Genomic DNA, 23,149 nt, shown 5'->3' with positions numbered 1-23,149 from the left:
CTTGACAAGCACCCCCGAACCGTCAGCACAATAAAACTTCGGGGTGGTGGCCCCACACCGGACGCAATGTCGCCGCCAGGCGACGAGCCCCCCGCGAAAGAACTCAGAGACTACCCAGCCACCCCTCCACAGCCTTAGCCGTAGTCTCCACATCCGAATCCACAATACTGAAATGATCCCCAGGCACAGTAACCACACCATCAGCCCGATCCCAGGTAGTCCGCCACAACCCAGGATCCTCCTCCGCCCGCTCAACAGAATCCCCAGCGATGACAAACCGCCGATCCGGCCGAACCAACACCACCGGCGAAGAAACCTCAGGCAGCCGAACCCCGTCCAGCAACCCGAGATAATAAGCCATAGCAGTCAACTTATCCCGGTCAAACGGCCCGAACTGCTCCTCCCGCTCAACCATCCCAGCAGCCATATCCCGAACAGTATCCCCGGCATCCCCGCCGTCCATGGAATAACTGTCCAAAAGCACAACCCCAGCCGCCTGAACCCGAGCAGCCAACGCATAAGCCAGAACCCCACCAGAAGAATGACCCACGAGAACAAACGGCCCGTCCCCGGAAAGCCGAACACTCTCCGCCAGCACATCCAGCAGGGCATCCAAATCAGCAGGCAACGACTCCCCAGCCACAAACCCCGGCGTAGGCAAGGCAGCAACCCGCCGCACCCCCCGGAACCGAGCAGCCAGCTTCGCGTACTGATAAGCCCCACCCATCCCAGCCGGAGTAGGAACCGCCAGCAACCTCAACTCGGCAGGCCCATCAGAAAGCTCCACCGGCCGAGGCTCCTCCCGAAGCTCACCCACCGTCCGGAACGTAGGCCGTAGCCGAGCCGCCGCCCCCAGCAACGCAAGACCGTTCTCCACCTGCCCGCCCCGGACAGCCTCGAAGAACATCTCCGTAACCGGATCCCCGCCAACCTCGGCCGCGGGCCCGGTCAACACGGACAGCAAATGCTTCGCCAACCCCGCCGGCGTCCGATGATCGAACGCAACAGACGCAGGCAACGAAACCCCCGCCACCCCACCGATCCGATTCCGCAACTCAACCGCGGTCAGCGAATCGAACCCGATCTCCAAGAAGTGCGCGTCCTCGTCAAGCTCGGCGGTATCGGCATACCCCAGCAGCCCGGCAACCTGCTCCAGCACAAACGTCCGCAGCCCCGGCTCGGTCAACTCCAGCTCCGAGACATCGTCAGCCACCGCACGCCGCTTCTTCACCGCAACCTGCGTCGACGCAACCGCCCCCGGAGCCACGAGCTCCCGCAAAGTCACCGACTCAGCCACCGCGACCGGCCGTCCGGAACGATCAGCGAACAACACCGCCACCCGATCGTCGCCAAGCGGAGTCACCCGAACCCGCAACTTCGCCGCCCCAGTGGCGAACAGCCGGAAGTCCCGCCACTCCACCGCGTCCCCGCCCACAGTGGACAGTACCGCGTCAAGAACCGCCGGAGACAGCCCAAACCGCTCGTCCGGAGCAATCTCAATCTCCCCGAACACCACTCCGTCGACAATCCAAGCAGCATCCAGCCGCCCAGCCGCCACCGATTCCGCCCCAGCAGGCGGCCACTGGCCAAGTCCCTCCGGTTCACCGCCATCGTCGACGGCCACAACGCCCTCGGCATGCCGAATCCACGCACCATCGTGTCGTGAGTGGACAGTCACCGAACGCTGCCCAACGCCATCCGGCTCGCCAACCACGAGCTGCACATGCTCAGAAGCCAACGGCGACTCGACGGCCAACCGCACCAACCGCCCGCACCCGACCTCGTCGCCGGCGCGGACTGCCAACTCCACGAACCCGGCGACCGGGAACGCCTCATCAGCAGGCAAAGTCCCGCTCAACACCACAGTGGACGATCCGGCGACAGTCAACGCAGGACCGAACAATGTCGCAAGCCCAGTCCCCGTAGCCCGCCGAGCCTCCATGTCCACCGACGGCCAGTACCGCGTCCGATGGAACGCATACGGCGGCAACGGAACAGCAGCCGCGGCTCGCCCGGAGAACATCCGCCGGACCTCCAGCCCAGCGCCAAGAACATGCAACTGCCCAGCCGCCAGAAGCGTCGAAGCAACCTCGCCCCGATTACGCCGAAGCACCGGAACAAACTCCGCGTCCTCGACCACAGCTTCAGCAGCCGCGGTCAGCACCCCGTTCGTACTCAACTCGACAAAGCGAGTAGCACCCGAAGCCCGAACCGCCTCCGCGAAGCGAACCGTGTTCCGGCAGTTAGCCACCCAATGCGCCGGATCAGACAACTCGTCGGCCACCTCAGCACCAGTGACCGTCGAGACCACCGGCACAGTCGGTGCGGCGAACGTCAGCTCCTGCGCGATCTCTTCCAGCTCTTCGAGGATCTCGTCCAGCAACGGCGAGTGCACCGCGCAATCGATCGCAAGCCGGTTAGTCCGCCGGCCGAGCTTCTCAAAGTGAGCGACGATCACCTGAACATCACTGTCCACACCGGACACCACCACCGACCGCGGCCCGTTCACCGCAGCCAGTGCGACGTCCTCGCCAAGCAACGGTCGCACCTCGTCGGCACTGGCCTCGACCGCGACGACAGCACCAGTGCGGGTCTCCGCCATCAACTGACCCCGGTGCGCGACCAGCTTCACCGCATCGTCCAAAGAGAACACGCCAGCCAGATGCGCGGCCGCGATCTCCCCGACCGAATGCCCCACCAGCACCTCCGGCCGCTGCCCCCACGATTCCAGCAGCCGATACAACGCCACCGAGAAGGAGAACACCGCGGCCTGGCTGAACTGAGTCCGGTCCAGCAACTGCGCATCCACCGACCCGGCCTCAGCGAACATCACCGCGCGCAACGACCGCCCGAGGTGCTGATCGAACTTCGCCGTGACGCGCTCTAGTTCGTGCGCGAACACTGGGAACGCAGCGGACAACTCCGCTCCCATCCCCGCCCGCTGACTGCCCTGCCCCGGCAGGAGATACGCAGTCCGGCCGCCAGAACGAGCTCGTCCCGTCACCACAGAGTCCGAAGTAGACAAAGCCGCCAGCGCCGCACGAAGCTCGGCCGCGTCCGAACCGACCACCGCGGCCCGATGCGAGAACAACGGCTGCCGATTCGCCTGCGAGTAAACGACATCCAACGTCGGATACGCATCGAGGTGCGCCAGCAATGCCCGAGCCTGATCCGGAAGCGCCGCCGCAGTACGCGCGGAGAACACCAGCGGCGGCAACACTCCGCCGGAGTCAACCGCTTCAGCCGCTTCCGCCACGACATCCGGAGCCTGCTCCAGAATCACGTGTGCGTTGGTACCGCTGTACCCGAACGCCGACACCGCGGCACGACGCGGCCGATCCACCTCCGGCCAATCCCGAGACTCGTCCAGCAGCCGCACAGTTCCGGCAGCCCAGTCGACATCGTGCGTCGGCTCGGTGACGTGCAAGGTCGACGGCAACACTCCGTGCCGCATCGCCTGCACCATCTTGATCACGCCGGCGACACCCGCAGCCGCCTGAGTGTGCCCGATGTTCGACTTCACCGAGCCAAGCCACAGTGGACGGTCCGCCGACCGCTCTCGGCCGTAAGTGGCCAGCAATGCGGCAGTCTCAATCCGGTCGCCCAGCGGAGTGCTCGCGCCATGTCCCTCGATGGCGTCCACATCGGACGCCACCAGACCAGCCGCCGACAACGCACGCCGAATCAGCTTCTCCTGTGCCGGCGCGCTGGGCGCATTGAGCCCGTTGGAAGCACCATCCGCATTGACCGCGCTGGACTTCACCACGGCCAGCACGTCATGCCCGTTGCGCTGCGCGTCAGACAGCCGCTCGATCACGAGCACCCCGACGCCCTCGCCCCAGCCAAACCCGTCCGCCGCGGCCGAGTACGGCTTGCACCGGCCATCGCGAGCGACAGCACCGTCGAGGAACTGCGCGAACGGCGCCGGCGAAACGAGCGCCGAGACCCCGGCAACCAACGCGAGCGAGCAGTCCCCGCCGCGCAACGCCTGGGTCGCCTGATGCAGCGCCACCAACGACGACGAGCACGCGGTATCCACCGACACCGCAGGCCCTTCGAGACCGAACGCGTACGCGACCCGTCCGGAGACCACGCTGCTCAGCGCTCCGGATCCGCGGTAGGCCCCGCCGCCTTGTTCGAGCGCGTCGCCCGGGTCGTAGTCCGACTGCATCACGCCGACGAAGACCCCGGTCGTGCTTCCCTTGAGCGCCAACGGATCCACGCCCGCGTTTTCCAGCGCGACCCACGACGACTCCAGCAACATCCGCTGCTGCGGATCCATCATCACGGCTTCGTTGGGGCTGATGCCGAAGAACGCGGCGTCGAAGTCGGTGGCGTCCGGAACGAACCCGCCGCGCGGCGTGCCGCCCTCCGGAGCGACCTGCTCCAGCCAGTGGTCCATGTCCCAGGCCCGGTCGGTCGGGAAGTCGCTGGTCCCGTCCTGACCGGCGGCGACCAGCTGCCACAGCTCGTCCGGCGTGGTCACGCCGCCGGGGAACCGGCAGGCCATGCCGACGATCGCGATTGGCTCGTCGCTGCCCACCACCGTGGTCTCCGGCCCGGCCGCGTCCGCGTCCAGGTCGCCGAGCAGCTCGTCGTGCAGGTGCGCGGCCAGGTCGCCGGCGGTGGGGTGATCGAAGACCAGCGTCGCGGTGAGGCTGAGGCCGGTGACGTCGTTGAGCGTATTGCGCAGCTCGACCGCGGTCAGCGAGTCGAAGCCAAGGTCCTTGAACGCCCGGTCGGCGTCGATCACGTCCGTCGACGTGTGCCCCAGCACCGCCGCCGCGTGCTCGATGACCAGGTCACGCAGGTGATCGAGGCGCTTGTCCGCGGGCAGCCGGACCAGCTTGCCCAGCAACGAGTCCGTCCCGGCCTCGCGGTCGGCGACGGTACGCCGAGCCGCCGGGACCAGGCCGCGCAGCAGGTCCGGCACCGCGCCGGCCTCGCGCCACGCGGGCAGGTCGAGCTTCACCGGCACGAAGACCGTGCCCGTCGAGCCGACCGCGGTGTCGAACAGCGCCAGCCCCTCAGCCGCGGTGAACGCGCCGAGCCCGCGCTTGCCGTTCGTCTCGCCAGCCATCCCGGCCGCCGATTCCCACATGCCCCACGCCAGCGAGTGCGCCGGCTTGCCCTCGGCGCGGCGGTGCGCGGCGAGAGCGTCGAGGAAAGCGTTTGCGGCGGCGTAGTTCGCCTGGCCAGGAGCACCGAGCACGCCTGCGGCTGACGAGAAGGTGACGAACGCGTCGACGTCGCCGGCCAACTCGTGCAGGTGCCAGGCGGCGAGCGCCTTCGGGTTGAAGACGCCGTCGATCCGCTCCGGAGTCATCGACGGCAGCACGCCGTCGTCCAGCACACCGGCGGCGTGCACCACTGCGGCGACCGGGTGCTTCTTCAGCAGCCGCGTCACGGCCCTGCGGTCCGTCAGGTCGCACGCGGCGACAGTCGTCTCCGCACCGAGCTCGGCCAGCTCCGCAACGAGTTCGGCGGTGCCAGGTGCCTGGTCGCCACGACGGCTGACCAGCAACAACTGTCGCGCGCCCTGCTTCGCGAGGTGCGTGGCGACGATCCGGCCGAGCGCCCCAGTACCGCCGGTGAGCAAGACAGTCCCGGCCGACCAGTCGACCGGCTCCCCCAGCTCCGGCGTCGCCCGGACGAGACGCGGTACACGCACCTCAGCACCGGACACCCGCACCGCCGATTCGTCGGCCGCCGCGATGGCCGCGAGCTGCTCGTCGGTCGCGTCGCCCTCGATGAGCACGATCCGGCCCGGGTTCTCCACCTGCGCGGACCGGACGAGACCAGCCACCGCGGCCCCGGCCAGATCGTTGCCGGTCACTACGAGAAGCTTCTCTTTGCCATCCGACTGCAGTTTGGACAGTGCACTGTGGACGGCCTTCTTCGCCTTCGCCGCGTCATTCCCGGCCTTCGCCCGGTAGACCTCGTAGGCCTCCTGCGCGTCCGGCAGCGTTGTCGGCACCCAGTCCACTTCGTACAGTTCGTCCGAGCCGGTCGGAGCCGCAGCCGCCAGCTGTTCCTCGCTGATCTGCCGCAACTTCAACGTGCCGACCCGCGCGACCGGCGCGCCCGCGCTGTCGGCAAGACGCAACTCGACGGCCTGTTCACCAGTCGGTCGCACGTGGACTCGCAACGAAGACGCACCTGTCGCGAAAAGCTCCACTTCGGACCAGGAGTATGGCAGCGTCGTCCCTTCCCCGGCCGCTGCGCTGAGCCCCACAGCGTGCAGAGTCGCGTCGAACACCGCCGGGTGCAGGCCGAATGCCTCGGCCCCAATCCGTTCCTGCTCGGGCAGCGCGACCTCGGCGTACACGTCCTCGCCGCGCTGCCATGCCGCCTGCAGGCCTTGGAACACCGGCCCGTAAGCCATTCCGTGCTCGGCCAGCAGGTCGTACATTCCTTCGACGTCAACGGTCTCGGCACCGGACGGCGGCCATTCGCTGAGGTCGAAGTTCGTTCCGGAAGCGGCGGACGCGAGCGTCCCGTCCGCGTGCCGGGTCCAGCCGACGGCCGTGGCGAGATCGTCGGGTCGCGAGTGGACACTGATCGGCCGGGTCCCGTCCGCAGCCGGAGTGCCGATGCGCACCTGGATCCGCGCGGCACCCTTCGCGGGCAGCACGAGCGGCGCGTGCAGCGTCAACTCCTGGACGCGACCGCAGCCGACCTCGTCCCCGGCGCGCACCGCGAGTTCCACAAACGCCGTGCCAGGCAACAGGGTCGAGCCGCCGACAGCGTGATCGGCCAGCCACGGATGCGTCGCCGTGGACACGCGCCCGGACAGCACCACGCCGTCCGCGTCGGCGAGCAACGTCGCCGCGCCGAGCAGCGGGTGGTCGACCGGGTCGAGACCCATCGACGAGACATCCCCGGATTCGGACGAAACCTCCAGCCAGTAACGCTGGTGCTGGAACCCGTAGGTCGGCAGGCCCGCGCGGCTCGCACCCCGCGAGGCGAAGTGCGCGGCCCAGTTCGGCACCACGCCGCGGACATGCAGCGTCGCCAACGCGGTCAGCAGCGCCACGTCCTCGGGGACGTCACGACGCTGGCCCGGCACCGCAACGGCGTCACCGGCGGACTGCGGAACCACGGCGGTCAGCGGCGCGTCCGGGCCCAACTCGAGGAACCGGTTGACACCGTCGGCAGCGAGCGCACGGACAGCATCAGCAAACCGGACCGGCTCGCGGACGTTGCGCACCCAGTACTCGGGATCGGTCAGCTCGGCGTAGACCTCTTGGCCGGTCACGCTGGAGATCACCGAAATCGTCGGCTGCGCGTACGCAATGCTCTGCGCGACGGCACGGAACTCGGCGAGCATCGGCTCCATTAGTCTCGAGTGGAACGCGTGCGAGACCTTGAGTTGCGTCCTCCGCCGCCCGGCGTCGCTGAACTTGGCGGCCACCGCTACGACGGCGTCTTCAGCGCCGGACAGCACGACAGAGCGCGGCCCGTTCACCGCGGCGACATCGACTGTCCCTTGTGGATCGTGCTCCGCGACCTCGTCTGGAGTTCCTTCGACGGCCACCATCGCGCCGCCCTTCGGCAACGCTTGCATCAACCGTCCGCGAGCGGCGACCAGCTTTGCCGCATCAGTCAACGAGAACACGCCCGCGCAATGCGCAGCGGCAAGCTCACCGATGGAGTGGCCGCACAACGCGGCCGGGGTCAGCCCCCACGACTCAACCAACCGGAACAACGCGACCTCGAACGCGAACAGCGCGGCCTGGGTGTTCGCGGTCTGCGCCAAAACGTCGGCGTCGCCGTCGATGATCTCGCGGATCGGCCGGTCGAGATGCCGGTCCAGCTCCGCGCACGCCGCCGCGTAAGCCTCGGCGAAGACCGGGAAGACCTCCAGCTGACGACCCATCCCGACTCGCTGAGATCCCTGGCCGGAGAACAGGAACGCCAGCGAAGCCTCGCCGCGCGCCAGACCGCTTACCGCGCCCAGCTCACCGTTCGCGAGCGCGTTCAACGCGGGCAGAACGTCCTCAGTGGACTTGCCGATCACCGCAGCCCGGTGGTCCAGATGCGTCCGCGATGCGCCCAAGGTGGCGGCGACGTCGAGCAGGTCCAGTTCCGGCTGTGCCGCAAGGTGTTCAGCCAACCGCGCCGCCTGCGCCCGCAAGGCCTGCGGCGTCCGGCCGGAAACCACGACCGGAACCGCCGCCTCGTCACGCGGGTTTTCGGCAGCCTCCGGCGCCGGTGCTTCCTCAATGATGATGTGCGCGTTGGTCCCGCTCAGCCCGAAGCACGAGACCGCACCGCGTCGCGGCTGTTCCCCGCGCTCCCACGGCCGGGCCTCGGTCAGCAGCTCGACCTTGCCCGCGGTCCAGTCCACATGCCGAGTCGGCTTGTCGACATGCAGCGTCTTCGGCAGCAGGTCGTTGTTCAGCGCCAGCACGATCTTCAGCACGCCTGCGACTCCGGACGCCGCTTGGGTGTGCCCCACGTTCGACTTGATCGACCCCAGCCACAGCGGCTCTTCGCGCTCCTGGCCGTACGTCGCGAGCAGCGCCTGCGCCTCGATCGGGTCGCCCAGTTTGGTCGCGGTGCCGTGCGCCTCGACGACGTCGATCTCGTCCGGCCTCAGCCGCGCGTTCGCCAGTGCCTGCCGGATCACGCGCTGCTGCGCGGGCCCGTTTGGCGCGGTCATGCCGTTGGACGCGCCGTCCTGGTTGATCGCGGTGCCGCGGACGAGCGCCAGCACCGGGTGTCCGTTTCGTTGGGCGTCGGACAGCCGCTCGACCAGCAGCATGCCGCAGCCCTCGGACCAGCCGGTACCGTCCGCGGAGTCGGCGAAGGTGCGGCAACGAGCGCTGCGGGCGAGCGTGCCGTCTAGGGAGAACTCGACAAACGTACGCGGCGTCGACATCACCGAGACGCCGCCGGCGAGCGCGAGCGTGCACTCGCCGTTGCGCAGCGCTTGCACCGCCAAGTGCAGCGCGACGAGCGAGGACGAGCACGCGGTGTCGATGGTCACCGCGGGTCCTTCGAGCCCGAAAGTGTAGGCGAGGCGACCGGAAATGACGCCGGAAGAGCCGTAGCTGCCCTGATAATTGTGGTACATCGTGCCTGCGAAAACGCCGGTCGGGCTGCCTTTCACCGAATGCGGCGCGATCCCCGCGCGCTCGAACGCCTCCCAGGACGTTTCGAGCAGCAGCCGCTGTTGCGGGTCCATCAGCAGCGCCTCGCGCGGACTGATGCCGAACAGGTCGGCGTCGAAATCGAGCGCGTCGTGCAGGAAACCGCCCTCGCGCACATAACTCGAACCCGGCCGTTCGCCGGTCGGATCGTAGAGCCGGTCAAGGTCCCAGCCCCGGTTCGACGGGAACTCGCCGATCGCGTCGACGCCCCCGGACAGCAGTTCCCACAACGCTTCCGGGGTGCCCGCGCCGCCGGGAAGCCGGCAGGCCATCCCGACGATCGCGATCGGCTCCCGTGCGGCTTCGGTGAGCTTGCGGTTCTTTTCGCGCAACCGCTCGGTTTCCTTCACCGAAGCCCGGAGCGCACCGACCAGCTTCTCCTCGGAGTTGCCCACGTGCCCACGTTCCTTCCGCGTCGCATGCTCGCCCGACGTCGTGACGATACGAGCGCGGCCGCGGGCGGACCCACCCCTAACGGCCCCTGCCGCGCCGGTCCGCCCGGCCGGCCAAGGTCCGCTTTAGACGGTCTTTAGGGGTTGTCGCACGCACCGGCGGATGTCAGATTTTGCTGGCGTTCCAAGCCATTTCGCACGGCTCGTTTCCGCTGGGGGTTTCACCGCCCGGACAAGGACTGGGGAATCGTATGCACACGTTGACACGCAGGCTGCTGGTGGTGGGAGCCCACGGCGACGACGAAACGCTCGGCGCGGGCGGGACTATCGCCCGGCTCGCCGACGAGGGCGTCACCGTTTCGCTTTGCATTCTCACCAACGACGACGGTTCGCGTTCGGCCGCCGGCGCCGAGGTCACCAATCGCACCGACGCGATCGAACTGGCCGCGAAAACGCTCGGCATCGAGCGCGTGCGAGTCCACGAATTCGGCGACAACCGGCTCGACACGGTCAGCCACCTCGAACTGAACCAGGTCGTCGAGCGCGAGGTCCGCGAATTCGAGCCGGACACCATTTTCGCCACGAGCATGTGCGATCTGAGCACCGACCACGCGCTGGTCAGCCGCGCCGCGCGGGTCGCCGGGCGACCGGGCAAGGGCCCGGTGCGCGAGGTCCGCACCTTCGAGATCCGCTCCGCCACCGACGTCGGAGAGGCCTCCGGGCTGCCGGTCACGTTCCGGCCGAACTGCTGGCAGATTCTCGACGAAAGCCACGTCGAACGCAAAATCGAAGCGCTGCGCGCCTACGGCAAGGAGCTCGAGCCGTGGCCGAATCCGCGCAGCGAACGCGGCGTCCGCGCCTTGGCCGAATACCGCGGCTCGCAGGTCAGCGCCGGCCTCGCCGAGGCCTTCGAAATCGTCCGTTCGGTCCGATGACCGGGTTTTCCTCCGCTTTTTCCACTCGCTTTTCCCACAGCCCATCCAGAAACGGGTGACCAGGAATGACCAGTACTGTCGCTGAATTCGAGACCATCGCCGAACGGAACGAACTGACGTCGGTCGCGGTGATCGGGATGGGCTACGTCGGCCTGCCGACCGCGCTCGGACTGCACGCCGGCGGCGTCGGCGTGATCGGCATCGACCTGTCGCAGAACCGGCTCGACTCGATCCGCTCCGGCGAGGTCGACCTCATCGAAGCCGACCACCGCAGGCTCGAGAAGGCCGTGCACCAGGAGGATTTCCAGCTCACCACGGATTCGGCGCGGATGGCCGAGGCGGACGCGGTGCTGGTGTGCGTGCCGACCGGGCTCGACGAGTACCTGATGCCGGACCTCGGCCCGCTCGAGGCGGCGTGCGCGGCGCTGGTCGCGAACGCCCGCCGCGGCCAGACGTTCATCCTCACCTCGACCAGCTACGTCGGCACCTCGAACCGGCTGCTGGTGAAACCGCTGGTGGCCAAGGGATTCACGATCGGGCGTGACCTGTTCGTGGCATCCAGCCCGGAGCGGATCGACCCCGGCAACGTCACGCACACCCAGTCCGAGACGCCGCGCGTGCTGGGCGGCGTGACCCCGGTGTGCACCGCGATGGCGCAGCGCGTGATCAACGTGCTCACCCCGAGCGTGCACTGCGTCAGCTCGCCGGAAGCGGCCGAGATGACCAAGCTGTACGAGAACACGTTCCGCGCGGTGAACATCGCGCTGGCCAACGAGTTCGCCGAGATCAGCGACGGCTTCGCGATCGACCCGATCGAGGTCATCGACGCGGCGGCCAGCAAACCGTACGGCTTCATGGCCTTCCACCCCGGCCCCGGCGTCGGCGGCCACTGCATCCCCTGCGACCCGCACTACCTGCTGTGGCAGCTTCGCGCGACGCAGAGCAACGCGCCGCTGGTGACCCAGGCGATGCACGCCATCGCGGAACGGCCGAAGCAGGTTGTCGACCGCGTACTGAACACACTGTCGCGCGAAGGCAAGGGCATGGCGGGTACGCGCGTGCTGGTGGTCGGTGTGACGTACAAGCCCGGCGTGCAGGACGTGCGTTCGTCGTCCGCGCTCGACATCCTCGACCTTCTCGCCGCGAAGGGCGCGAAGGTCGGCTACTACGACCCGCTGGTCCCTAACGTCCGAGTCACCGGCGGTTCGCTCGACACCGTCCCTGAGCCGGACGGCGAGGACTGGGACGTCGCGCTCATCCACACCGTCCAGCCGGGCCACGACTACGAATGGCTCGCCGACTGCCCGACTGTCATCGACGCCACCTATCGCTTCGACCGTGCGCTCTTCGCTAACTGAGAAAGGGACATTAACGTGCGTTACCTCATCACCGGAGGCGCCGGGTTCATCGGCTCCCACCTCACCGAGCACCTGCTGGCCCGCGGCGACGAGGTCGTCGCACTGGACAACCTCAGCACCGGCACCCTGGACAACCTCACCGGATTCGCCGGGCACCCCGGCTTCCGCTTCGTGCGCGGCTCGATCACCGACCCGAACGCGGTCGAATCGTGCATGGCGGGCATCGACGCGATCTTCCACCTCGCCGCCGCGGTGGGCGTGTTCACCATCCTCGACAAGACCATGGACAGCCTGCGCACCAACCTGCACGGCACGGAGAACATGCTCGACGCGGCGCTGCGTCACGACGTGCCGATCCTCGTCGCGTCCACGAGCGAGATCTACGGCAAGAACACCGCCGACGGCCTGCGCGAGGACGACGACCGGATCATCGGTTCGCCGCTGAAGAACCGCTGGTCCTACGCCGAGGCGAAGGCGCTGGACGAGACTTTCGCCCACCTGTACGCGGTGGAACACGGCCTTCGCATGGTGATCGTGCGGCCGTTCAACACCGTCGGCCCGCGCCAGACCGGGCGCTACGGCATGGTCATCCCGCGCTTCGTGACGCAGGCGCTGGCCGGCGAGCCGATCACGGTCTTCGGCGACGGACAGCAGACCCGCTGCTTCTGCCACGTGCAGGACGTCGTGCCCGCTCTGGCGGACCTGCTCGCCGACGAATCCGCGTACGGCAAGGTGTTCAATCTCGGCAGCAACGAACAGACCACCATCTCGCAGCTGGCCGAGCGCGTGATCGGCGCGACCGGTTCGAGCAGCACCATCACGAAGGTGCCGTACGAGGAGGCGTACGGCGACGGGTACGAGGACATGCAGCGTCGCATTCCCGACTGCACCCGCGCGTACAACCAGATCGGCTTCGTGCCGACGCGTTCCCTGGACGACATCATCAACGCGGTGGTCGCCGACCGCCGATCCTGACCTGTTCCCGGTTCCGGTGAAGGGCCTCTTGCGGATTTCGCGCGAGAGGCCCTTCACGCGTTTCGGAGCTTGACGTAGACGGTGCTCAGGTGGCCGGCGGCGGTGTTCGCGGACACTCCCAGTACCTCCGCGATCACCGCCACCGGCATGCCCTGCGCGGCGAGCTCCGCGACGCGCAGCTCTACGTCGGTCAGCACCCTTGCCCCGCTTTCCGTCACTGCCCGGCACCGGCCAGTTCGCCCGCCAGCGCGCTCCGCCCGGCCACGCCGAGTTTCCGGTACACCCTGGTCAGATGTTGCTCCACTGTGGACACTGTGATGTACAATGTTTCGGAGATCTGGCGGTTGGTCCGCCCGTGTGCCGCGAGTTCCGCGACGCGCAGTTCGGCCTCGCTGAGCGCGGTCGCCGCCGCTCCCTCCGGATCCGCGCGCGGCGGCTCGGGTCTCGACGCCACCGGACGCGGAGCGAGCGGACGCATCGGCTGTCGCGGCACCTGCACCGGTTTCACCAGGCCCGCCGAGCGTTCCGCGCGCTGCCCGAGCTGGTTGATCGCGCGAACCGTGCGGGCCAGCTCAAGCCGGTCGCCGGATTCCTTGAACGCCTCCGCCGCCCGGTTCAGCAGGCCGGACCGCGCGCCGGTGTCCCCGGCGAACGCCAGCACCCGCAGCGCCACTGCCCGCGAGAACGCGTCCGTCGTGTCCGCCAGCTGCTGTTTCGCCAGCTCGACCGCCAGGCTCGGGTTGCGCAGCCGCAGATTCGCCTCGGCGAGGTCGGTCCGCCACGGGGCCACTGCGGGCAGGTCGAGGTTGCGGTCACGGAGAATGCGCTGGCACTGCTGGAAATCGCTCACCGCGGAGAGACCGCGGTTCGTGGCCAGGTGGAACTGTCCGCGCGCCCTGAGGAACCGTACGCCGCCGAGTGTTGTGTACACCGTTTCGGGCAGCGCGTGTCGCAACACCGCGGCTGCGGCCTTAAACGCACCCGCCGCCGTGTACGCAGTCAGCATCGTCGCAAGCGGGTACGTGATCGCGACGCCCCAGTTCGGTTCGTCAAGCAGCGCAAGCGCACGGCTCGCCGCTTCAGCCGCTTCGGCCGGTTCGCCGCGACGCAGCAGCAGGCTCGCGCCGATAGCGTCGAGCATCGCCTTCCACGTCACCGCGCCGCGATACTCGGCCTCCTCGGCCAGCGAAGAGCACCAGCCTTCCGCGCGGTCCGCCTTGCCGTCGTACGCGAGCGCGAGGATGGCTGTGGCCAACGCTTCCAGCGAAGTGTCCGAGAGCCGGCAGTTCTGCAGAATCCGCTCCGCGCACACCGAAGTCTCTTCGCTGCCGCCGACCTGCCATACCGAGGCGAGCGTGGTTGCCGTGCGCATCCAGGGATCCGATGCGTCGACCGACAGCTCTGGTGCCGTGCCGTAATGCCAATGCGCGGCGAGAGTCAGTTCAGCGGCCATGCGCGGGTGCAGCGGCTCGAGGTCGTCGCCCAACCGGACCAGCGCGGACTCGAACGTTTCCCGGTCACCGAACCACAATGACTGGCGCACCAACGCGATCCGGTCGGATTGGTCGAGCGAACCAGCGTCCCGCAAGGCCGCGAGATGCGGTGCGGCCGCCGCCGGGTTGACCCGCCAGGTGATCTTGGCCAGCAGCTGCGAGATCATCTGCTGCTCCCACGACGCGGTGGTCGTCGATGCCGCCAGCTGCAGACAGCGGGTGGCGAAGTCGACGTCGTCGCCGAGCATCACCTGCTCCGCCGCCGCGACCAGCACCGGCAACGCCCACTCCGCCTGCGCTTCGCCCGCCGCCACGAGATGCCGCGCGACCTCCGGTGCCGACAACCCGCGTGCGTGCTTCACCTCAGCCGCCCGGATGTGCAGCCGCACCTTCTCGGACCCGCGCAACCCGCCGACGACCGCCGCCGCGGCCGGCTGCTGCCGGAACCGCACTCCGTCGACCAGCCCAGTCTCCACGAGCAGTCCCGCGGAGGCCTCCGCCTCGACCGGATCGACGCCAGCGACCGTCGCCACCGCGTCCGTGGTCACGTCGGTGTCCAGCACCGCGATCGCCGTCGCCACTTCCCGCAGCGGCGAACCGTAGCGACGCAGAAGCCGTTGCACCGCGTCGGAATACACCGCGCCGTCGTCCATTGAGCTACGAGATGCGTCGACCAACGCACTGACCAGCAACGGATTCCCCGCGCTCAGCCCGTGAATCCGCTCGGCGTCGCCGTGGTCGGAGACCAGCTGCGCGATCGCCTCCACGGTGAACGGCGTGAGATGCACGTACCGGTGCGGCTGCGCGGCGAATTCGACGCCCTCGCCCGAATACCAGCCGTCCGGCTGCGTCAGCACCAGCAACATCGCGGCCGACCTCGCCCGCCGCTGCAACCGCAGCAACAACCGCGCCGACGTCTCGTCCACGTGCTGCAAATCGTCGACCGCGATCAGCAGCGACCGCTCCCGCGCCAGCCGGTGCAACGCACTGCACAACGCGGCGATCCGGTCCTCGCCGTCGGCCGCGGCGAGCACTTCGCGCGGCAATGCCGGACTGGCGAGCAGCTGGTCGAGCACACCACCGTCGACGTCGCGCTCGTCGGCCGCCCCCGCCGCGGTGAGCGTCAGAACGCCCAGCTCGCGGGCACGTGCCACCACTTGGTTCTGTACCTGTGTTTTCCCGCTGGCCGGTCCTCCGCCGACCAATACCGTGTCTCCTGCCCCCGCATCGCATTCGATCAGCAGGCCCTCAAGGAGGGACACTGCTTCGTTCGGCTCGGTGCGGCGGTTCTGCCCCCAGTTCACGCCCATCGCAAGCTCCTCGACCCAACGGTCATCTTCCTGCGTGTGCCACAGTCGCAGCCGCCCCCTAAGCACAGCCAACCGCGATCTAAAGTCACTCAATCAGGTGATCACGATTACCTTGCGTTGCGGTGGTGTGGTTTTTTGTGCGGTGACGCCTGCGTGCGAGGGGAAGATTTCTGTTGTCAGGACTGGGTTTTGGCTCCGGACAGTGATCTTGATTCTCTCGCTTCAGCGGTCGGGGTTGACCACTTCGAGCGATGGTGTAATCGAACTTGTGTTCGAGAGAATGAATGGGTGACCACGACTACGACGCTCCCGTTCGATGCCGAAGAACGGCAAGTCCCGCACCAGGAACGACCTGGCCTCGCCCAGCTCCGCACCCCGCCCCCAGGACCATCGAGGTCGCGGGATCCCAGCGCCTCGGGACCCCCAGCGCCTCCAGAACCTCGGGACCCCAGTGCCCAGTGCCCCAGGGCCTCGGGGCCTCAGAGCCCCCGGACCCCAGAGCTTCGGGGCCAGGGCCTCGAGACCTCAGAGTCTCGGGACCCCTGGACTTCGGGACTTCCGGACTCGGGCTTCCGGCTTCGAGCTTCGAGCTTCGAGCTTCGAGCTTCGAGCTTCGAGGCGAGCGGAGCACGCGAGAAATCACCCGCGCCCAACTTTCGCACCTACAAGCCGACGCCCCGGGCACCTACCGTGATGTGGTCTAGACCTCTCAGGAGAGGAACCTCGCGATGAAGTTTTCCCGCTCCGCCGTCAAGGTCGCGATGCTGACCGCCGTGCTCGGCACGGTCTCGGTGTTCACCGCCGTCCCCGCCCTCGCGCACGGCTCGATGGGCAACCCGATCAGCCGGATCATGCAGTGTTTCCAGGAGGGTCCGGAAAACCCGCAGTCCGCCGCGTGCAAGGCCGCCGTCGCGGTGGGCGACAGCTGGCCCATCTACGACTGGGACGAGGTCAACATCGGCGACGCCAGCGGCCGCAGCCGAGAGATCATCCCGGACGGCAAGCTGTGCAGCGCCGGCCGCGACAAGTACAAGGGCCTCGACCTGGCCCGCGACGACTGGCCGGCCACCACGATGCCGAGCAGCGGCCCGTACACCTTCCAATACCAGCTGACCGCCGCGCACGAGGGCACCTTCGAGCTGTACGTCACCAAGCCGGGCTACGACCCGACGAAACCGCTCAAGTGGTCCGACCTCGAAGACACCCCGTTCTACAAGCAGGACAACCCGCCGATCGCCGGCAACGCCTACCAGCTCCAGGCAAACCTGCCCGGCGGGCGCACCGGCAGGCACCTGATCTACTCGATCTGGCAACGCCACTGGCCCGACTCCGGCGAAGCCTTCTACTCCTGCTCGGACGTGATCTTCAACTGACTCTCCCCCTGCCCCCTGCCCGGCGACCGCGGTCCACAGTGGACAAAAACCCCGCGCCACCTGGTCCGCTGGGCAACAGCAGCGCCCCTAGCCGCGCTCAGAACCCGACGAGAAAGAGGACTGCGCAGGCGTCCGCGGCCGGCGCTGCCACCGTCTCCAGACCACAACCCCGAGGAGGAAGGCACCGAGGATCCGTTGGAAGACAACTGCGTCCAGGTCAGCATCGGAACGGCGACGCGCAACTCGAACAACGCGGTGAAGACCGGCAACAGCAAGACCCCACCACCAAACCCGGCCACCGCGGAAAGCAACGCGAGCAAAAACGCGGCGAGGGCGGCGGCAAGCAACGCAGGCAGCAGATCGACCGGCACCGCCCCAGGCTGCCACCGACGCCGCCCTCACGCTCAGCGCACCTTCACGAATGCGGCCCCACGCCCAGCGCACGTTCGCCATGCCGCCCGCGCCCAGCGCATCCTCACCAACGCCGACCCGACTCCCAACGCACTCTTGCCAAGACCGCCCCACACCCAACACATCCGCCAACGCCGCCCCATGCCCAGCGCACTCTCGCCAATACCGCCCACGCCCAGCACACGTCCGCCAACGCCGCCCCACACCCAGCGCACCTCCAACGCCGCCCTCCGCTGAGCCCAGGCCAAGCGGACCAGGCACAACCCACCCCCTCCCTGGCCAAGACCCAGGCCGCTAGGGGTTGTCCCGCACCGCCCGGCCCCGAACACTCCTGGTTTTGTGACTGCAGTGGACGAAACACCCGCGAACGCACGCACCAGCCGGTGGATCCGCCGTTTCCACCCGACTGACCAGGCACGGGTGCGTCTGGTGTGCCTCCCGCACGCCGGCGGCTCGGCGACCGCCTACTTCCCGCTCTCCGCGGCCGCGGCGGGGCAGGACTTCGAGGTGGTCGCCGTCCAGTACCCGGGCCGCCAGGACCGTCGCGCCGAACCATGTCTGGACACGGTCGCCGCCATCGCCGACGCGATCACCGGCGACCTGGCCGACTGGTCCGACCTGCCGGTGGTCTTGTTCGGCCACAGCATGGGCGCGACCGTCGGCTACGAGGTAGCCCGCCGCCTGGAGGCGCGGGGCAATCCCCCGCTGGGCCTGTTCGCCTCCGCCTGCCGGGCCCCGTCCGCGCAGCGCATCGAGTTCGTCCACCAGCGCGACGACGACGGCTTGATCGCCGCCCTGAAGGAACTCAGCGGCACCGACGCCGGCGTACTCGGCGACGACGAGTTGCTGCGCATGGTCCTGCCCGCGATCCGCGGCGACTACACCGCCGTCGAAACCTACCGGCACCAACCGGGTTTGGAGCCAAGCTGCCCGATCCAGGTCCTGGTCGGCGACGCGGACCCGGTAACCGACCTCGACGAGGCCGGCGCCTGGCGCGAGCACACCACCGGCACCTGCCAGGTCAAGATCTTCCCCGGCGGCCACTTCTACCTGAACGACCAGCTCAACGCCGTCCTGCAGACGATCACCACAACCCTCGCCGGATGGCAACCGGGAATCTGCCGGGGATAAGGGTGGGGAAACCCCAGGGAAGCTTCAGGAGCACACCCCATGGTTCCGGCCCGCCAGTTCCGAGAAACTAGGTACATCAAGGAAACACCCCCTCAACCAGGAGGCCATCATGATGGCGATCACCACCGCCCCCGGCGTCACCCAGCGCATGCTCGCCAACGGCCACCTGGAGCTGACCTGCCGCACGACCCACCGCCACATCGAATGCGAGCCGGTGGCCGCCGCGATGTGGATCGCCCTGAAGCAGCACAACGGCGACGTCGACCAGGCCGCCGCCACCCTCTCCGCCCTGTGGGAAACGAACGAAGACGACACCCGCTACGACCTGATCGCCCTGGCCGGTTCGCTGTGCTCGCTGGGCATGGCCACCGAGTCGTAACCGAAACCGCCTCGATTCGCTCGCAAAACACCAGGCCTGGGCCGACATCCACACCGAGAACGACCCAGCCCGCACGAAAACCGTTGCCGAGCCTGTCCCCGAAGCGCGGCCAACTCAACTCAATCCCGGCCGAGTCCGAACGCCACTCCCGCGACGCTCCCGGCCGAAGCGGCCCGCACGTCCTAGGCCGCGCCGAAGATACCGACGCGAACGGCACCGGCGTCAACTCGCACACCGGGCACCAATCCGGACCCGAGCGCTACGGCATCGCCTGCCGTACCTACGAGCACCAAGCCAGATCAAAGCACTGCCGCACTCTCCCGCCGCAACTTCGCACACGAAGCCAGACCCCGCTACCCGGCACCCGCCCGCCATACCTGCGCGCACCGGGCCAGCCAGACCCGAGCACCGCGGCACCCGCCACACCTGCGCGCACGAAGGCAGACGCGAGCAAAGCCACGCCACGCCCACCGCACCTGCACTGCATTGCACTGAACTGCACCAAGCCAGACCCGGCCGCTGCGACACCCGCTCGCCGCGCTGCGTCGCACTAAGCCAGGCCCGCCACTCTTGCACGCGGAGCGTGCTGCAACACTGCCCGCCGCTCCTGCGCCGCACCAAGCCAAACCCAGCCGCCGCGACACCCGCCCGCCAGGCCAGTGCCGCGCCCGACCGCCGCTCCTGCGCCGCGCCCGGCCACCGCGACACCCGCCCGCCACGCCAGCGTCGTACCCGGCCACCGCGACACCCGCCCGCCACACCAGCGCCGCACCCGGCCAGGCCCGGCCACTGCGACATCGTCCGCCATGTCTGCGCGGCACCAAAGATCCGCGCACCGCGGAACCCTGGCCCCGCGCAGGAACACCGGCAGCAACCGCCTTAACGCGGCTCAGCTCCGGACTGACCAAGCGGCTCCCGCACTCTTGCACGCGGACCGCCCAACGCGGGGACTCAGGATTGCGCCAAGGCCCGCTCGATCGCACGTCGCGCGCGATCCGCCGCTGTCCGGTCATGCTGGAGCTGCATCGCCGCATTCAGTGCTAGTCCGGCGGCGATGATCTCGAACAGCGCCTGCTCGACGTCGAACCCGGCAGGCAGCTCACCGTTCTCCACCGCTGCCGCCAGGTCCGTTCGTAGCTGCTCCCGCCAGCGCGACCACACCTCGGCCACCGCGTCGCGGACACGGCCGGGGCGGCCGTCGTATTCGGTGAGCGCTGCGGTCATCAGGCAGCCGCCGGGGAGCAGGGGTGCTTCCAGGTAGTCCACCGAGTTGGCGCACACCGCGCGCAACCGCCGCAGGCCTGGCAGTTCGGGCAGCGCGGGCTCCGCCACGCGATGCCAGAAGTCCACGAACGCCTTGTCCAGCGTGGAGATCTGCAGCGTCTCCTTGGTCCCGAAATGCTTGTGCACCCCGGACTTGCTCATCTCCAGCTCCTCGGCGAGCCGGCCGATCGTGATCCCCTCCAGCCCTTCCTCGGAGGCGATCTCGGCCGCTCGCTCGAGGATCCGGCCCCGGGTGGCCTGCGCCTCGGCCGCTGAACGTCGCGGTGACATGCGCCAAGGATAGCGTACGGGCGTTCGCTATTGATTTAGCGTACGTCCGTACGCTAAATTTCCGGCAACCACCGAGACCAAGGGAGCACGAGATGCGGTTGCGACGACTGGGATGGGCCGGACTGGAGATCGAGGCGGGCGGCGAGCGCCTGGTGATCGACTACGTCCGGGACCTGTCACCGCTGTTCACCGGATGGAAGTCCGGCGAAGGACTGGCGGTGCCGAGTGGGAAAGTCACTGCCGCACTGGTCTCCCACCTGCACCGCGACCACACCGACGCGGCCGCGCTCGCGGACGTGCTGGCACCGGGAGCGCCCGTACTGCGCCCCGCGCCCGGCCACGGCGACGACGTGGACAACGTCACCACCCTGCCCGCCGAACACGAACTGGCCCTGCACCGATTGGCCGTCGAAGTCGCGGATCCCTGGTCGACCCGCGAAATCGGGCCGTTCCGCGCCACAGCGGTTCCGGCCGTCGACGGACTGGGCGACCCGCAGCTGAACTGGGTCGTCGAAGCCGACGGGCAGCGAGTTTTCCACGGCGGCGACACGATGTTCCACGGCTACTGGTGGCTCATTGCGCGCCGGTTCAGCCCGTTCGACGCGACATTTCTCCCCGCCAACGGCGCGGTGGTCGACGCGCCGCACCTCCAGCCGCCGAGTCCGCTGCCCGCCGCGATGGACCCGCGGCAAGCCGCCGCGGCCGCGGAGATCCTCGACGCCCGGTATGCGGTGCCGATGCACTACGAAGCCGAGCAGCCGGACAAGATCGCGGGCTACGTCGAGGTTTCCGATCCGGAGGCCGAGTTCCGCCAGCATGCCGGACAGCGCGCTCGAGTGCTGCCCGTCGGGGAATGGCTGGACCTGGCGCACGCGACCGGGAACTCCGCCGTGGCAGCGAGTTCCGGCACCAGAGCGTAAGGCATGCCCGCCGCTGCGACGGCACGACGGCGGTCCATTGTGGACGTCCTGCCACGACAAGCCTTCAAGACACAGTCCCGCAGGTCGCCGCAATCACGGGGAGGGCGCGATTCGGCGTGCGCCCCAGCAGCGCCCCCTCGAACCGCCTCGACGGATTGGCTCGCGCGTGGCAACTGCAGCTCGGTGAGCCTGTATCCCCCGTTGCCACACCTCCGGCAAGCAGGCTAGTCTCGTTTCAGATGCCGACAACATCTGAAATTGCCATCCATGGTACCGGCCGTCTCTGTCTGGCCAGGAAGGAGCAGGTCAGCGGTGCGCGTGCTTTTCGCCAGTCTCGCGTCGGTCGGGCACACCTACCCGCTCATCCCGCTCGCGGTCGCTGCCAAGGAGGCTGGGCACGAGGTGCGTTTCGCCGCGGGCGAGAACGTGCACGCGTCCTTGCACCGCAATGGATTGCGCCCCTTTCGGCCAGCGGATTCGTTCTACGAGATCTACGCCGAGGATCTCGAATCCGACCTGGCACGGCTGCGGCCTGACCTCGTAGTCCATGAATGGGGGGCAGCCGGGTCCGGCGATCGCGGCGCGGCGGGCCGGGATTCCCGGTCTCTGGCACGGGTTCGGTCGCCTGTTTCCCGACGGGATCGGGCTGGAGCGGCCCGGCCTGGACCGGCCGCATCTCGACATTTGCCCGCCGTCCTTGCAGGACAAGGACTTTCTCGCGACGGCCGAGCGGATCGAGCTGCGGCCGGTCGCCTATTCCGAACCCCTGCCGGAGTGGCGGGTCGAGCGGACGTCGCGGCCGCTGATCTATCTGACGCTCGGTACCGCGTTCGGCACGGCGGAGGTGCTCACCACGGCTATCCAGGGTTTGACGGCGCTCGACGCCGACGTGGTCGTTGCTGCTGGGAACGTCCAGCTTGGTGCGGTGCCGGGAGATGTCACGGTCCACCGTTGGGTACCGCAGGCGGAGTTGCTGCCATCTGTCGACGCGGTGGTGCATCACGGCGGCAGCGGTACGACGCTCGGTGCGCTCGCGGCCGGGGTTCCGCAGCTGGTTCTTCCTCAGGGAGCGGATCAGTTCGGCAATGCGGAAGCACTCAGCACCGCGGGGGCTGCGGTGAGCATTCTTCCCGGAGAGCTGAGCGCGGACAGTGTTGCCGAGGGCGTCCGGAAGCTGCTGTTACCGCGCAGCGGGCACCGGGATGCGGCGCGGGCGATCGCGGAGGAGATCGCGCGCATGCCGTCGCCAGGAGAGGTTGCTCGCGACCTGCCTCGGTGGGCCGAGAGCAGATAGCTGTCGATTCCCGGGTGCCCAGTTCGTAGCCACAGTAAGAGCCCCTTCGAACGAGGAGAGCAGGCCATGTCGGCTACGTACACTGTCGACGTCTTCACCAGCCTCGACGGATTCGCCGCGCACTCCGGCGACTGGGGCGGTTACTGGGGCAAACAAGGTCCCGAACTCCTCGATCACCGCCTTGACCTCTCGATCCGGTCGACGTCGTCGCTCGGCTCAAGGAGGAGTCCGCGGTGCCGTTGCGGTCGCACGGCAGCCTCACGCTGAACCGAGCACTCATGGCGGCCGGTTTGGTCGACGTCGTCCAGGTGACGTTGTTTCCGATCATCACGGGGAAAACCGGAGCCGATCCGGTCTTTCGCGGCGGCGACGACTACGACCTCGAACTTCTCGACACTCGGACGTTCGACGGGCGTATCCAGGAATTTCGCTACCGGCCATGTCTTCACCGGTAGCAAGCGCCTGGGCC

10 protein-coding genes and 3 pseudogenes are annotated in these 23,149 nt (G+C 68.4%); 9 read left to right on the top strand and 4 right to left on the bottom strand.

The window, feature by feature from the left end; all coding sequences use genetic code 11:
- Positions 1 to 103: 103 nt before the first annotated feature.
- A pseudogene (locus ABD156_RS14385) lies at positions 104 to 9,550 on the bottom strand (type I polyketide synthase); the annotation flags it as partial.
- A gap of 248 nt (positions 9,551 to 9,798) precedes the next feature.
- On the opposite strand from ABD156_RS14385, the gene ABD156_RS14380 reads away from it, so the two are divergent.
- From ABD156_RS14380 to ABD156_RS14370, 3 genes are all read left to right on the top strand, one after another.
- Entirely contained in the window at positions 9,799 to 10,482 is a 684-nt protein-coding gene (locus tag ABD156_RS14380) for a PIG-L deacetylase family protein (protein WP_344272097.1), read from the top strand.
- Between the two features lie 65 nt (positions 10,483 to 10,547).
- A complete protein-coding gene (locus ABD156_RS14375) occupies positions 10,548 to 11,840 on the top strand; it encodes a nucleotide sugar dehydrogenase (protein ID WP_344272094.1) in 1,293 nt (430 codons plus the stop codon).
- A gap of 15 nt (positions 11,841 to 11,855) precedes the next feature.
- On the top strand, positions 11,856 to 12,815 hold the full coding sequence (locus tag ABD156_RS14370) for an NAD-dependent epimerase/dehydratase family protein (protein ID WP_344272091.1): 960 nt from the start codon (positions 11,856 to 11,858) through the stop codon (positions 12,813 to 12,815).
- Positions 12,816 to 12,868: 53 nt separating this feature from the next.
- Here the strand turns inward: ABD156_RS14370 and ABD156_RS14365 are convergent, their stop codons facing one another.
- The gene (locus ABD156_RS14365; RefSeq protein ID WP_344272088.1) at positions 12,869 to 13,012 is read right to left on the bottom strand and encodes a LuxR C-terminal-related transcriptional regulator; all 144 of its coding nucleotides are present in this window, start codon (positions 13,010 to 13,012) and stop codon (positions 12,869 to 12,871) included.
- A gap of 17 nt (positions 13,013 to 13,029) precedes the next feature.
- Entirely contained in the window at positions 13,030 to 15,618 is a 2,589-nt protein-coding gene (locus ABD156_RS14360) for a helix-turn-helix transcriptional regulator (RefSeq protein WP_344272085.1), read from the bottom strand.
- A gap of 728 nt (positions 15,619 to 16,346) precedes the next feature.
- Between ABD156_RS14360 and ABD156_RS14355 the strand changes: the two genes are divergently transcribed.
- The 3 genes from ABD156_RS14355 to ABD156_RS14345 all read left to right on the top strand — a co-directional run bounded on the left by ABD156_RS14355 (position 16,347) and on the right by ABD156_RS14345 (position 18,912).
- Positions 16,347 to 16,991, top strand: a complete 645-nt coding sequence (locus ABD156_RS14355; protein ID WP_344272082.1) for a lytic polysaccharide monooxygenase auxiliary activity family 9 protein — start codon at positions 16,347 to 16,349, stop codon at positions 16,989 to 16,991.
- Positions 16,992 to 17,750: 759 nt separating this feature from the next.
- The gene (locus ABD156_RS14350; RefSeq protein WP_344272079.1) at positions 17,751 to 18,533 is read left to right on the top strand and encodes a thioesterase II family protein; all 783 of its coding nucleotides are present in this window, start codon (positions 17,751 to 17,753) and stop codon (positions 18,531 to 18,533) included.
- 109 nt (positions 18,534 to 18,642) lie between these two features.
- Complete coding sequence (locus ABD156_RS14345) at positions 18,643 to 18,912, top strand: hypothetical protein (RefSeq protein WP_344272076.1); 270 nt, start codon at positions 18,643 to 18,645, stop codon at positions 18,910 to 18,912.
- Between the two features lie 951 nt (positions 18,913 to 19,863).
- On the opposite strand, the gene ABD156_RS14340 is transcribed toward ABD156_RS14345, so the two are convergent.
- Positions 19,864 to 20,466 (bottom strand): TetR/AcrR family transcriptional regulator, encoded by a 603-nt coding sequence (locus ABD156_RS14340; protein ID WP_344272073.1) that lies wholly within the window; start codon positions 20,464 to 20,466, stop codon positions 19,864 to 19,866.
- A 92-nt stretch (positions 20,467 to 20,558) separates the two neighbouring features.
- On the opposite strand from ABD156_RS14340, the gene ABD156_RS14335 reads away from it, so the two are divergent.
- The 3 genes and pseudogenes from ABD156_RS14335 (at position 20,559) to ABD156_RS14325 (ending at position 23,135) form a co-directional block, all read left to right on the top strand.
- Complete coding sequence (locus tag ABD156_RS14335) at positions 20,559 to 21,386, top strand: MBL fold metallo-hydrolase (protein ID WP_344272070.1); 828 nt, start codon at positions 20,559 to 20,561, stop codon at positions 21,384 to 21,386.
- Between the two features lie 312 nt (positions 21,387 to 21,698).
- Positions 21,699 to 22,680 (top strand): annotated as a pseudogene (locus ABD156_RS14330) (glycosyltransferase).
- A gap of 66 nt (positions 22,681 to 22,746) precedes the next feature.
- Positions 22,747 to 23,135 (top strand): annotated as a pseudogene (locus ABD156_RS14325) (dihydrofolate reductase family protein).
- Positions 23,136 to 23,149 lie beyond the last annotated feature (14 nt).

The sequence above is a fragment of the Amycolatopsis albidoflavus genome, assembly GCF_039525725.1.
Lineage (GTDB): Bacteria > Actinomycetota > Actinomycetes > Mycobacteriales > Pseudonocardiaceae > Amycolatopsis > Amycolatopsis albidoflava.
Note: the sequence above shows the minus strand (reverse complement) of the source record. Positions and strands in the feature narration are given on the sequence as shown.

Bases quoted from the DNA above. Each gene is read 5' to 3' on its own strand.
- ABD156_RS14380 (WP_344272097.1), top strand. From the start codon at position 9,799: ATGCACACGTTGACACGCAGGCTGCTGGTGGTGGGAGCCCACGGCGAC.
- ABD156_RS14375 (WP_344272094.1), top strand. From the start codon at position 10,548: ATGACCAGTACTGTCGCTGAATTCGAGACCATCGCCGAACGGAACGAA.
- ABD156_RS14360 (WP_344272085.1), bottom strand. From the start codon at position 15,618: ATGGGCGTGAACTGGGGGCAGAACCGCCGCACCGAGCCGAACGAAGCA.
- ABD156_RS14355 (WP_344272082.1), top strand. From the start codon at position 16,347: ATGAAGTTTTCCCGCTCCGCCGTCAAGGTCGCGATGCTGACCGCCGTG.
- ABD156_RS14345 (WP_344272076.1), top strand. From the start codon at position 18,643: ATGATGGCGATCACCACCGCCCCCGGCGTCACCCAGCGCATGCTCGCC.
- ABD156_RS14340 (WP_344272073.1), bottom strand. From the start codon at position 20,466: ATGTCACCGCGACGTTCAGCGGCCGAGGCGCAGGCCACCCGGGGCCGG.
- ABD156_RS14335 (WP_344272070.1), top strand. From the start codon at position 20,559: ATGCGGTTGCGACGACTGGGATGGGCCGGACTGGAGATCGAGGCGGGC.